Genomic DNA, 12,087 nt, shown 5'->3' on the forward strand with positions numbered 1-12,087 from the left:
AACCCTGGAACGTTCCGTTTCTCGGTGGTTCTTATGAAAAGGATAGGAATCATAGGCGGAACAAGCCCCGAGGCCACGTGTTATTACTACAAAAAATACCTGGAAATAAGCAGGGAGAAGTTCGAGCCCTACGTCTTTCCCGAGCTGATAATCTACTCGATAAACTTCAAGGAGTTCATCCACAACCCGAACGGCTGGGAGGGACGGAAGGAGATACTTATCAAGGCTGCCAAGGCCCTTGAGAGGGCGGGGGCGGAGATAATATCGCTCTCGGCCAACACTCCCCACATAGTCTTTCCGGATGTTCAGAAAGCAATCAACGTCCCGATGGTGAGCATAATAGATGCCCTCATCGAGGAGATGAAGAGGAGGGGTGTTAGAAAGGTCCTCCTCCTCGGAACGAAGACGACAATGACGGCCGACTTCTACAAGAACGCACTCCGCGAGGCCGGTTTCGAGGTCGTGACGCCGAGTGAAGAGGAGATGGACGAGCTGAACAGGATAATCACCGAGGAGCTGATGTTCGAGGACTTCACCAGCAGGAACTGGGTGATTGACCTCATCAACCGCTACATAGAAAGAGAAGGCATCGAAGGCGTCATCCTCGGCTGCACCGAGCTCCCGCTGATAGTGAAGTCCGGCGATGTGCCGGCGGAGGTCTTCGACACCGTCGAGATCCACATGAGGAAGCTCATCGAAGTGGCGAGCGAGTGATTTTTAAGCCCTTTTCTTCCCCTTCCTCCTGGTGGGGAAAGTGGAAATACGGGAATTCCAGGAGATGATCAGGGAGATATACTTCCACAAGGACTCGAAGAGGGGAGTGGAGAGAACCTTCCTCTGGTTCGTTGAGGAGGTCGGCGAGCTGAGCGAGGCGATAAGGAAGAAGGACAGGGGAGCGATGGAGGAGGAGTTCGCCGACGTTCTGGCCTGGCTCGCGAGTTTAGCCAATCTGCTCGGCGTTGATTTGGAAGAGGCGGCCAAGAAGAAGTATCCCGGCGTCTGCCCCTACTGCGGAAAAAAGCCGTGCGAGTGCGAGGAGAAGTGAACTACCTGTATACGTTCTCCCGCTTTCCAAATTTAACGATTAAGAATAAGAAGCTCCTTTCGTCGAAGTTCGTAAATTACTCTGTATTCACCCAAACGGACTCTAAATGTGTTCTTTCTCCCCTTAATCTTCTTGATGTCAAACTTCTCGGAGGGTATCGGGTTGAACCTAAGCTCTTCAATCAGCTCACCAAACTTTTTCTTTACGCCCTCGGGGGCATCTTTTAAATTTTTCACGACGTTTCTGTGAAGAAGAACTTGGTATGTCATTCAACGCACCTCAGAGGCCGAGCTCTTTCTTTGCCTCTTCCCAGGGTATTCCCTTTTCCAGGGTCTCCCTGGAGAGATTTTCAAGCTCCTCAAGCTCTTCATCGCCGAGCTCCTCCTCGTCCAGCTCTTCCATTTTCAGCTTGAGGAGCTCCTTCTCTATCTCGTCCAGTTTTCTGCGCATGAGCTGAATGTCCCGAAGTATCAGGGAAATGTTCACACTCTCACCCATAATCCCACCGGACTTATCTAAGCTCCCACAAACTTAAACCTTACGTGCTTTTCGACCGCCATCTTAACGAAAAGACTTTTATACTTTCGAACGCACTATTCTATGCAGTAAACCGAGGTGATGTGCATGGATGTTTTAGAGTTCGCGGTTGAGAAGGCCCTCGAACTCGGCGCTTCCTACGCGGAGGCGAGGTTCGAGGAGAAGAACGGCACCTCCCTGGCGATGAAGAACGGCAACCCCGAAGGCCTTCAAGTACTCGCGGACAGGGGGATGGGGATAAGGGTTCTCGTGGATGGAGGAATGGGCTTCGCCAGTACAAACGTCCTCACGAGGGAGAGCGTGGGCGAGGCCGTTAAAAAGGCCGTCAAGCTGGCCAGGGCGGCATCGAAGGTGAGGAACGAGCCGATTCGTTTTTCCGAGGAGGACTTCCACCGCGTTTCCTACAAGGTCAAGATGAAGAAGGACTTCCGCGACGTTTCTCCGGAGGAGAAGCTTGAGCTTTTGAAGAAAATCGAGGAGGAAGTCAAAGCCACCGGCGTGAACGTGCCCATGCGCTACCTCATGTACTCTGACCAGCTCTGGAAAAAGGAGATACTGACCAGCGAAGGGGCCTACGTGAAGAGCAAAATCCCGCGCGTTTCTGTGACCTACAACCTCGTTGTCTTCGAGAACGGCCAGATGGAGCAGGCCCCCTTCGTCCAGAGGGCATTCTCCGGGGGATTGGAGCTCATCGAGAGGGACGAGCCCTGGAAGTGGGCTGTCAAGGACGTTCAGGCCCTCAAGAAGCTGATTTATGAAGGACAGAAGCCGCCCGAAGGTAAGGTTGACCTGATCATAAGCCCCGAGGTGGCCGGGATAGCCGTCCACGAGAGCGTCGGGCACCCCTATGAGGCCGACAGGATATTCGGAAGGGAAGCCGCTCAGGCCGGGGAGAGCTTCGTCAAGCCGGACATGCTCGGCGAGAGAATTGGAAGCGAGGTCGTTACGGTCATAGACGACCCGACGATACCGAACAGCTGGGGCTTCTACCTCTATGACGACGAGGGTGTCAAAGCCCGTCCAAGGTATCTCATCAGGGAGGGAATCATAACCGAATTCCTCACCAACAGAGAATATGCCCATAAGCTCGGCCAGCGCTCCAACGCCTCGGCGAGGGCGATAAACTACAACCGCGAGCCGATTGTGAGAATGGCCAACACCTACTTAGCTCCCGGCGATTACTCCTTCGAGGAGCTGATTGAGGACGTCAAGCTCGGCGTCTACATGGTCTCGTTCAACGAGTGGAACATCGACGACAGGCGTTACCAGCAGAGGTACATCGGAAGGGAGGCCTACCTCATCGAGAACGGCGAGCTGAAGCACCCTGTTAGGAGGCCAATCCTTGAGATAACCACCAGAGCTTTGTGGAGCAGCGTCGATGCCGTTGGCAAAGAGGTCGAGTTCTATCCTGGAACCTGCGGAAAGGGTGAACCCGGCCAAGGCGTCCCGGTCTGGATGGGCGGAGCGCACGCGAGGCTCAGGGATATACCGCTTAGGAGGCCGTGAGGTGGTGGAGATGTTCGACATTAATGAGTTCATCCTTAAGAAGGCCAAAGAGCTGGGCTTCGGTGACGTCGTGGTTCTGGGTTATGAGACCAACCGCAGACAGGTTCGCTTCGCCAATAACGAGATAACCGTGGCCAAAAACTGGCACGAGAGGAAGGTGGAGCTGTTCGTTGAGCTTGAAAAGAGAGTGGCAGGTACAACCATAACCGAGCTGAGCGAAGAGAACATTGATAAGACGCTCAAAACCCTGCTGGCGAACATGAAGGGCATGGCGCCGAAGGAGGACTACTATGGCATCGCCGAGGGACCCTTCGAGTACAAAGATATTCCGGAGACCTTCGATAGGGCCATAGTCGAGCTGGACGAGCCGAACGAGTACGTTGAGACCGCCATAAACGCGGCCCTTGAGGAAGGAGCGAAACGCGTCGCCGGTGTTCTCTACACCGACCATGACAGAATTTACCTAACCACCAGCAACGGTGTCGAGGCCTTTGACGAGGGAACGGGGATAGAGATAAGCGTTAGAGCTTTTGTGGGAGATCTTGAGAGCGGCCACGGAACGAACTCGGTGCGCGTTCTGAAAAAGTTCGACCCAGAATCAGCCGGAAGGAAGGCCGGCGAGATAGCTAAGATGGCGCAGAACCCGGAGCAGGGACCGGAGGGAAGGTTCGACGTCATCTTTGACCCGCTGGCCTTTGCAAACCTGCTGAGCTACATGAGCTTCATGACCTCAGCCTACGCCGCCGAGGCGGGCTTCTCCTTCCTGGTGAACAAGCTCGGTCAGAAGGTCGCGAGCGAGCTGGTTACAATCAAGGACATCGGCAACCTGCCAAACGGCTACGGAACCAGGAAGTTCGACGATGAAGGCGTTCCGACGAGGGAAACGACAATAATCGAGAACGGAACCTTCAAGACATTCCTGCTCAATACGAGCATGGCAAGGAAGTACGGAACCGAGACGACGGCCAACGCCGGCCTGATAATGCCCCACGCCTGGAACATCGTCCTTGAGCCGGGGGACTACTCGAAGGCCGAACTCTTCAGCGAGGTTAAAAGGGGCATATACATCACCAACGTCTGGTACACGAGATTCCAGAATTACGTCGCCGGCGACTTCTCCACGATACCGCGTGACGGCATCTTCCTCGTCGAGAATGGCGAACTGAGGCCGATAAGGAACATCCGCGTGAGCGACAACTTCCAGAGGATCCTTGAAGGAATCAAGGCCCTCGGAAATGAGAGCCACCACATCCACTGGTGGGAAGTCAGCACGCCGGTTTCGACGCCCTACGTTCTCGTTGAGAACGTCGGCATAACGAGGGCAACGAAGTGAGTCTTTCCTTTTATGCCTCTCTTTAACCTGTTAAGCTGGAGTCATGCCTCAAACCTCAGGTAATTCCTGAGGGGGCCAGCGCTCAGGAGCTTGAAAGTGCATCCCAGGGCAAGAAAACCTAGCGCGAAGAGAAGTCTCGCCCTTGAAAGGCCAAGGGAGTCCGTTGCAAAGCCATAAACTACATAGAACGCAGAAGTTGCAAGGGCGAGAACCATGTTCCTCAGCGATATCACCGTCGCTCTCTTCTCGCTCGAAACCCTCTTCTGGAATTCGACCGAGAAGTTAAAGGTAAACGCAGACGCAAGGAGCGATGCGGCAACTCCAAGGAGGACTATAATCAGGGGACTGGGGTAAAGAACTGAGAGAACAGTTGCCAGGGGTATGCCAACGGGGGCAAGCCCGTGAAGGAGGCGGCCGGCCCTCCCGCGGAGGGCGATCCCCATGTACCGGGGGACTGTTCTAACGAGCACCTCGACGAGTCCGAGTATTCCGAGGGTCCCCAGTATCGTCGTCCCAAGGTAAGCTGCCAGGATGTCTCCCAGGTAGGGCTCGAAGAACTTCCTGAACTGCCCGAGGGCGAGCGTGACCGAGAGAAGGTAGGCGATGAGCCACGCAATTTCCGGCTTCCTGAGTTCACGCCACGAGCTCAGAAGGTGGAGGGTGTAGGAAAGTTCGGGTTTGGAAAAGCCCATCTCGGGTATGCTAAAGGCGAGGGGAATCAGGAACACCTGAAGGGCAGCCGTGAGGGCTATGGCCACCTCGAAGCCAAAGAACTGGGCTATGAAGCCCCCGGCAACGGTTGTGGCAGAGCTGACTATCAGGGCAAGCTTTTGGATTGAGCGCCATATCTCCCTGAACTGACCTTCCATGCCCTCCGCTCTAAGGTTGTCAAAGAGCCACGCCTGGATGCTCCCGCTGACAAAGGAGGCCCCGAGGGTTCCTAGGAGTTCATGGAGCAGGAGAACCCAGAAGCTTCTCAGAAAGAGAAGGAGGGACGTTGAAAACGGCATTATAATGAAACCAATCAGCACGCTGGTTTTTCTGCTCACCTTGTCCCCGATAACCCCCGTTGGAACCTCAAACAGAAAGAAACCCATCCCGGCAACGGCCGTCGCGAGACCTATCTCGCCGTAGCTCAGGCCCCGTGAAAGGTAGTATATAACGGCTATGTTGCCCAGAAATCCGGCGTAGGTCAGGGCGAAGAGGAGCTTAAAGCGTCCAAGCCATTCCATTTCACCACCCGGGGATGGAAAGTTGGTCGTTGGAAAGATTTAAGGTTTTTGAATGACGCAACGGGCATAACACCCGGCGTCGGAGAACACAGAGTCACGTTACTTTCCAGAATCTCCAGGAGATTGCCCAAATCTGCGTAACAAGACGGAATGGCCGAGAAAACGCTTAAAAACTTCTTCATTCAAATGAAAGCGGGTGGTGAGGAGTGGAGGTCATCGAGAACTCCAGGTTGAATAAGTTCCACTACACGCTTTTGGCTATCCTCGGGACGGTTTGGGCGTTCATAGCGGTGAACACCATCTCGGCGGGCTTCGTCATAGCACTCCTCAAGAACGACCCGGCCTTTCAGGGCAGTTTGGCAAAGCTCGGCTCTCTCGGCTCGGCGGCCCTCTTCGGCATGCTCTTCGGCGCGTGGCTCTTCGGCTACCTCTCGGACAGGATAGGCCGGAAGCGAACGCTCATCCTTGCGGTCGGGACCTTCTCCATCGGTTCAGTAATCAGCTCCTTCGCTTCAAATCTCAATCAACTCATAGCCCTGCGCTTCGTTGTGGGACTTGGTCTCGGCGGTTCATTGCCCGTTGCAAGTTCGTACTTCGCCGAGTTCATGCCGAAGTCGGTAAGGGGTGCCATGATCTCCATCTTGGAGAGCTTCTGGGCGATAGGCACGATAATAATCGGCGTCGTGGCCATTCTCGTCGGGGCCGACTGGAGGGGCATCCTGCTCTTCGGCGGCGCGGTAATACTGCTCCTGCCCCTGCTCTTTACCCTCCCGGAGTCGCCCCGCTACCTGCTCATCAGGGGCAGGGTTAAGGAGGCCGAGGAAATCCTCAGAAGGATATTCGGCGTTGGAGTGAAGCTGGAAGTCCCGAAAGCTGGAGAGAAAGCCTCCGTGCTTGACCTCTGGCGGCGCTATGGCAAAACGACAATGATGCTCACAGGAGCATGGTTCAGCATAGCATTCGCCTACTACGGCTTCTTCATCTGGCTCCCGAGGTTCCTCTCCGCTACGCTTGGAATCACAGTCTTCAAGAGCTTCCAGTACTTCATCATCACGGCGATAGCTCAGCTGCCCGGCTACTGGAGTGCCGCTTACCTTCTCGAACGGATTGGGAGGAAGAAAACCCTCTCCTACTACCTGCTGCTTTCGGGAATAGCCGGCGTCGGCTTCTACTTCGCGGCGAACTCCGGCAATGAAACGACGATAATCGCGAGCGCGATAGCCTTCAGCTTCTTCAACCTCGGGGCCTGGGGGGCTATATACGCCTATACGCCGGAGCTTTATCCAACAGCCGTCAGGGGCACGGGAACAGGCTGGGCTGGGGCGATGGCGAGAATAGGCGGTGGAATAGCTCCGATACTGGCAGGGAAGGTGATGGAAGCCAGCGGGGCGGCGATGGCGGTTCTCATCATTGCGGCCATGGCAATAGCCGGGGCGCTCGACGTTCTGGCACTGGGCGAGGAGACCATGGGGAAGGAGCTTTCATGACTTTCCTTTTACCCAAACAGCCCCAGCGCGGGGAGGAGCGTTATCGTCATGCTCAAAAGCCCGCCGAGGATTAACGCCGGAACCGTCTGCTTCTTTTCTATTCCGAGCAGGTAAGCGGCTAAAGCCCCGGTCCAGACGCCCGTCCCCGGGAGAGGTATCGCGACGAAGAGAGTCAGCCCGATGAAGCCCCACTTCTCCACGTAGGGGTGGGCCTTCTTCCTGACCCGCTCAACGTAGTACAGGTAGAGGTGAGCGATTTTCCTGAGAAAGGTTCCCTCAAGCCAGAGCATCAGCCTGTCTATGTAGGGGAGCAGAGCGGGAAGGACGAGCGAAAGGAGCAGAACTCCGAGGGAAGCGGCCAAAAGCGTCTCCCACATGGGATAGCCCATGCCGATGCCGTAGACTATCGCGTAGCGCCCCTCAAAGGTTGGAATCAGCGAGAGCAGGAGGACCTCAAGGAAACCGTTCATTCAAACCTCCCTCCGAGGAGTGATTTGAGCAGGAGGTAGAGCCAGGGGGCGAAAAGCAGGCTGAAGAGAACGTCGCCCAACCAGTGGACGTGGAGGAGGAGCCTGGTGAGGGCTATCCCGACAGCGTAGGCCCAGAACAGGGGGGCGTACTTCCTCCAGCGGTCCGAGCCGTAGGCCGCTATGATCGCGGCTCTAAAGGTGTGGCCTGAGGGGAAGGCGTAGCTCCCCACGCCAGAGCCGTAGGCGATGGGCCTCGGCTCGGCGAAGAGAACCTTCATTGCCCCGACGGCGGCGAGGCCAACGACGATGGACAAGAGAAACGAGGCCGTTTCCAGGGAGGGCCTCCCTTTCTCCCTCCAGTCGAGATAGAGCACGAGGGCGGCGAAGGAGAAGAGAAAGAGGTCCCCTCCGAAGGCGGTTAGAAAGTTCATAATGGGGGTGTCGATGAGGGGAAGACTTGAGTTGACCCGTTCGTTGATTCCGTAGAGTAAACCGGCCGCCTGGAGAACCAGGAGGCCGAGAACCCCGATGGTGAGGATACCAAATCTGATGTCAAGTTTTATCCCCCTCATGGCACTCTAAGAAGGGAAGACCGATAAAAAAGCTTTTCCTCTCAGATAATCCCGGCAGAGTAGAGCGCGTGGTAGGTCTTGAGGAGCGCTCCCTGAACCCTCTTAGGCCCGAAGGTCCTGACGGCCCTCCCGAGGCCCTCGTTGTAAATCCTGCGCATTATGAAGTCGGTCTCGCGGTTGAGGTTGAGCTTTTCCCTGTTCTCCAGGTAAAGACGCGCTATCTCAGCCGGCTCGCGGTAGTTGAGACCCTTGAGCCACTTCAGAGGAATCCCGTCATCAAAGCGCTTGACCACCTCGAAGCCTATCACAGTGACCTCGTCGTCGCCGTGGAGCTCGCCGTAGATTTTGTTCAGCTCCCTGACGAGTTCCCTGACGTCGGAGAAGCCGTCGAGTCTGGCATCTTCGTTGGTGAGTTCCTTAACTTTCTTTTTCTCGACCTTTGTTATTCTGACCTTGGCTACGGCGGTGTCGCTCGGCGTTATCACGAGGTAGATTTCGCTCCCGAGCTCCGCCTCGTAGTCGCCGTAGCGTATCGTGGTCACCTTGTCGCCGCGGAGGATCCTCGACTTATAGGCGGAATCAATCAGCATGAACTTCCTAATCTGAACCCTCCTGCCTTTCCCCACTGTTTAACCCCCGCACGATTTCAACAACCTCCTCAAGGGAACTCACGGTAAAGTCGGCGTATTCAAGGTATTCAAGCTCCCTGTTCGCGTATTTGCCGTACTTGAACCAGGCCGTCTTCATGCCGACCTGCTTCGCCCCGTATATGTCGGAGTAGAGCCTGTCGCCCACCATGAGCGCCTCGCCGGGCTCCACCTCCATTTTCCTGAGGGCCTTCTGGAATATCTTCGGATGGGGCTTTTTCACGCCGAGATAGTCCGATATAAAGACCCCGTCGAAGTAAGCATCGAGCTCAAGCCTGAGAATCTTCTCCCACTGCTTTATCGGGTCCCCGTCGGTGATTATGCCAAGCCTGTAACCCGAACGCTGGAGGTCAAGGAGAACCCGCCTGACGCCCTTCACAGTACGCAGGTAGGCGAACTTCGTGTTGTGGTAGGCTATGACTCCAGCCGCTATCCACTTTGGATTGCTGGGAAGGTCGAGGCGCCTGAGGAGGTAGTCAAAGTGCCTGCCGAAGTTGCTCCCGTACTCGGATATCAGCTCAAGGAGCTCCTGGTAGGCGGTGTCGAAGTCAACGGGAAGGCCATGTCTTACCATATTCTCTATGGCGTTCCGCCTGGCCATCTCGGCAAGTCTGCTCGTGTCCACAAGCGTGTCATCCAGGTCGAAGAACACGACCTTTATCATCCCTTCACCCACCGGTTTCTACTCTTCCAAGGTATTTAACCCTTCCCGAGATCGAGGAAAAGGCCCCTTCTCTTTTCGGCCTCCTCACGGGCCCAGCGCGCTGCCTTGAAGTATTCGTCCTCAGCCAAAAGCTCGTTGAGAAGGTCTTCGAGCCTCCAGGTCAGCGAGGTCTCGGTGGTCGTGGCGAAGATAATCCTGCCAAGGTTGAGAGATTTGACGGAGCGCATGATGTCCTTCAGCGTCTCGTTATCAACGTCGTGCATTATCACGAACTTCCTGAGGTGCCAGTAGCCGGAGCCGCTCAGCTTCTCGGCCTTTTCGACTATCTCACCCACCACCCAGTCCCGGCAGTACTCCGGAACCTCAAAGACCGGAACCGAGAGTGCCTTTCGAAGTCCCTCGACTTCCTCGGGCGGAAACCCCACAACCAGGACCTTTCCACTCATTCTATCAGCCCCTTAATCCTGCTCATCAACATCTCCATTGCCTTACCCGCCGGACAGCGCAGGAAGACGTCTGCAATCGGCGTTATTCCGCTCTCCTCGGGGTTAATTTCGACAACCTTGCCCCCGGTTTCCTTGACTATCTGAGGAACGTAGGCGGCTGGATAAACGACGCCACTCGTACCGATGACGAGAACAAGATCTGCCCTCTCAGCGAGCCTGAAGGCCTCGTCAAGGGCTTTTCTCGGGAGTGGCTCGCCGAACCACACGACGTCCGGTCGGAGGAGCGAGTCGCAGCGGGGGCACTTCGGAAGTTTCTTCCCGGCCAGGAACTCCTCCAGCCTTCCACTCTCCTTGAGGTTCTCCCTGTAGCTGCACGAGGTACATCTAACGCGGAATATGTTGCCGTGAAGCTCGATGACGTTCCTGCTCCCTGCCTCGCGGTGAAGGTCGTCGACGTTCTGGGTTATCACGGCCTTCAAAATGCCCACTCTCTCAAGCTCGGCCAGAGCATAGTGGGCGCTGTTGGGCCTGGCTTTTCGTATCAGGTCCATGCGCCACCTGTAGAACTCCCAGACGAGGTGAGGGTCCCTTCTGAAGGCCTCGGGGGTCGCAAGCTCCTCGGGACGGTACTTCTTCCATAGTCCATTGAACCCCCTGAATGTCGGAACACCGCTCTCGGCGCTTATTCCGGCACCCGTAAAAGCAATCGCAAACCTTGAGCGGGCAAGGAGTTTGGCCGCCTCCTCTATCATATTACCCCCTACTCGGCCATCCTTAAAAATCCTGCCCGAGGTTGAGGGGTTTCTCCGTTTCCTGCCGAAGAATCTTTGAAACTGACTTCATGTTTTCGTGGGAGGGTTTAAATTGTATTCATGAGCACATTTGCGAGGAGGTGAGGGGATGCCAGTAACAGACGGAACTCCAAGGAGAAAGGTCACAACATCACACGGACGCTATTATGCGGAGAGGGGAGCACTTTCGAGGAGAAAAAAGCTGAGAAGAAAAGCTACATTGATTCAGCTCATGAGGAAGCGCAAGGGCGTTGCGGCGATAAGGACGAGCACTATAAGGGTGGAGAAAGCCCACATCTCAAAGAACGAGGCGCTGGCAATACTGGTCGGAACCCAGATAGGCGCCGGCGTTCTTGGCCTCCCCTATGCGGCCAGCAAGGTCGGTCTGATTCCAGCGCTGGGAGTCCTCACAGGGGTCATGCTCCTGATGCTCGCAACGGCCTTCATAGTGTTAAGGTTCAGCGCCGAGATGAACGGGGCTCAGATGAGCACGATAGCCCAGAGAACCCTTGGAAAAGCCGGCGGCTGGCTGATGTACCTTAGCATATTCATAATGAGCTTTGGAGCACTTCTTGCATACATTGCCGGAATGGGGAGCGTCTTCGCAAGCCTTTTCGGGGTCAGCGATACCCTCGGTGCGGCCATATTCTGGGTGCTGGCTTCCTTCGTCGTCTATCGGGGCCTTGAGGCGAGCGGGAAGACCGAGCTGATAATGAGCTACGTAATGCTGGCCCTCTTCATCGGCGTAACGCTGATGCTCGTCCCCCACGCGGAGCTTGAGAACGGCCTCTACGCCGACCTCTCCGGAATACTGAGCATAACCGGCGTCGCCATCTTTGCCCTCGGCTGCCACACCATAATCCCCGACGTCTACAAGGGGCTCGGAAGCTACGAGGAGACCAGAAAGGTCATCGTGCTGGCATTCCTTATCCCAACGGCCATCTATGCGGTCTTCATGGCGGCCTTCCTGCTGGTCTTCGGAAAGGAGACCCCCGAGATAGCCACGCAGGGGCTTGAGCTCCTCTACGGCCACCTCGGTAGAATCTTTGGCAACCTCATCCCGCTCCTCGCAATAACAACGAGCTACATTGGCATAGCTCTCGCACAGCAGAGCAACAGCGAGGAGTTCGTGAAGCTAAACAGAAAAGTCGCGTGGGCTTTGACTGTGATCCCGCCGGCCCTCATTTACTTCGCGGGCGTCAGGAACTTCGCTGACGTTTTAGCTTTCGCCGGAGACACGGGAGACATGCTGGCCTTCATAGTGCTCCCGGTACTGATGTGGCTCGCGGCGAAGCTCCGCCGCTGAACTCCCAAGTTCTCCTCCCTCGGTAAGGTTTATATCCTCCACGTTCAAATC

The 12,087-nt window shown here is 55.8% G+C and carries 15 protein-coding genes; 6 read left to right on the forward strand and 9 right to left on the reverse strand.

The window, feature by feature from the left end; translation table 11 throughout:
- Positions 1-33: 33 nt before the first annotated feature.
- Positions 34-714: an aspartate/glutamate racemase family protein gene (locus E3E37_RS04160; protein WP_167715423.1), complete on the forward strand. Its 681-nt coding sequence runs from the start codon at positions 34-36 to the stop codon at positions 712-714.
- Positions 715-754: 40 nt separating this feature from the next.
- Positions 755-1,045, forward strand: coding sequence for a MazG nucleotide pyrophosphohydrolase domain-containing protein (locus E3E37_RS04165; protein ID WP_088864734.1), 291 nt, complete (start codon positions 755-757; stop codon positions 1,043-1,045).
- 32 nt (positions 1,046-1,077) lie between these two features.
- Here E3E37_RS04165 and E3E37_RS04170 read toward each other — a convergent pair whose 3' ends face one another.
- Both E3E37_RS04170 and E3E37_RS04175 read right to left on the reverse strand, forming a co-directional pair.
- Positions 1,078-1,314: a type II toxin-antitoxin system RelE/ParE family toxin gene (locus E3E37_RS04170; protein WP_167715032.1), complete on the reverse strand. Its 237-nt coding sequence runs from the start codon at positions 1,312-1,314 to the stop codon at positions 1,078-1,080.
- Between the two features lie 10 nt (positions 1,315-1,324).
- Positions 1,325-1,543, reverse strand: coding sequence for a hypothetical protein (locus tag E3E37_RS04175; RefSeq protein ID WP_167715034.1), 219 nt, complete (start codon positions 1,541-1,543; stop codon positions 1,325-1,327).
- A 126-nt stretch (positions 1,544-1,669) separates the two neighbouring features.
- Between E3E37_RS04175 and E3E37_RS04180 the strand changes: the two genes are divergently transcribed.
- Together E3E37_RS04180 and E3E37_RS04185 are read left to right on the forward strand one after the other, a co-directional pair.
- On the forward strand, positions 1,670-3,088 hold the full coding sequence (locus E3E37_RS04180) for a TldD/PmbA family protein (protein WP_167715425.1): 1,419 nt from the start codon (positions 1,670-1,672) through the stop codon (positions 3,086-3,088).
- A gap of 10 nt (positions 3,089-3,098) precedes the next feature.
- Positions 3,099-4,421, forward strand: coding sequence for a TldD/PmbA family protein (locus tag E3E37_RS04185; protein ID WP_167715036.1), 1,323 nt, complete (start codon positions 3,099-3,101; stop codon positions 4,419-4,421).
- Positions 4,422-4,462: 41 nt separating this feature from the next.
- On the opposite strand, the gene E3E37_RS04190 is transcribed toward E3E37_RS04185, so the two are convergent.
- The gene (locus tag E3E37_RS04190; RefSeq protein ID WP_167715038.1) at positions 4,463-5,653 is read right to left on the reverse strand and encodes an MFS transporter; all 1,191 of its coding nucleotides are present in this window, start codon (positions 5,651-5,653) and stop codon (positions 4,463-4,465) included.
- 206 nt (positions 5,654-5,859) lie between these two features.
- Between E3E37_RS04190 and E3E37_RS04195 the strand changes: the two genes are divergently transcribed.
- Positions 5,860-7,140, forward strand: coding sequence for an MFS transporter (locus tag E3E37_RS04195; protein ID WP_167715040.1), 1,281 nt, complete (start codon positions 5,860-5,862; stop codon positions 7,138-7,140).
- 8 nt (positions 7,141-7,148) lie between these two features.
- On the opposite strand, the gene E3E37_RS04200 is transcribed toward E3E37_RS04195, so the two are convergent.
- The 6 genes from E3E37_RS04200 to cobB are packed head-to-tail and all read right to left on the reverse strand — an operon-like array spanning position 7,149 to position 10,691.
- On the reverse strand, positions 7,149-7,610 hold the full coding sequence (locus tag E3E37_RS04200; RefSeq protein ID WP_167715042.1) for a COG2426 family protein: 462 nt from the start codon (positions 7,608-7,610) through the stop codon (positions 7,149-7,151).
- Complete coding sequence (locus tag E3E37_RS04205) at positions 7,607-8,182, reverse strand: phosphatase PAP2 family protein (protein WP_167715044.1); 576 nt, start codon at positions 8,180-8,182, stop codon at positions 7,607-7,609. Before E3E37_RS04205 ends, E3E37_RS04200 begins: the two co-directional genes overlap by 4 nt.
- A gap of 41 nt (positions 8,183-8,223) precedes the next feature.
- Positions 8,224-8,772: an ASCH domain-containing protein gene (locus tag E3E37_RS04210; protein WP_167715427.1), complete on the reverse strand. Its 549-nt coding sequence runs from the start codon at positions 8,770-8,772 to the stop codon at positions 8,224-8,226.
- Positions 8,773-8,779: 7 nt separating this feature from the next.
- Entirely contained in the window at positions 8,780-9,493 is a 714-nt protein-coding gene (locus E3E37_RS04215) for a TIGR02253 family HAD-type hydrolase (RefSeq protein ID WP_167715046.1), read from the reverse strand.
- A 35-nt stretch (positions 9,494-9,528) separates the two neighbouring features.
- Complete coding sequence (locus tag E3E37_RS04220; RefSeq protein ID WP_167715048.1) at positions 9,529-9,939, reverse strand: DUF3783 domain-containing protein; 411 nt, start codon at positions 9,937-9,939, stop codon at positions 9,529-9,531.
- On the reverse strand, positions 9,936-10,691 hold the full coding sequence (gene cobB, locus E3E37_RS04225) for an NAD-dependent protein deacetylase (RefSeq protein ID WP_167715050.1): 756 nt from the start codon (positions 10,689-10,691) through the stop codon (positions 9,936-9,938). Before cobB ends, E3E37_RS04220 begins: the two co-directional genes overlap by 4 nt.
- A gap of 148 nt (positions 10,692-10,839) precedes the next feature.
- On the opposite strand from cobB, the gene E3E37_RS04230 reads away from it, so the two are divergent.
- The gene (locus tag E3E37_RS04230) at positions 10,840-12,036 is read left to right on the forward strand and encodes an aromatic amino acid transport family protein (protein WP_167715053.1); all 1,197 of its coding nucleotides are present in this window, start codon (positions 10,840-10,842) and stop codon (positions 12,034-12,036) included.
- Positions 12,037-12,087 lie beyond the last annotated feature (51 nt).

The sequence above is a fragment of the Thermococcus sp. ES12 genome, from assembly GCF_012027515.1.
GTDB classification, from domain to species: domain Archaea; phylum Methanobacteriota_B; class Thermococci; order Thermococcales; family Thermococcaceae; genus Thermococcus; species Thermococcus barossii.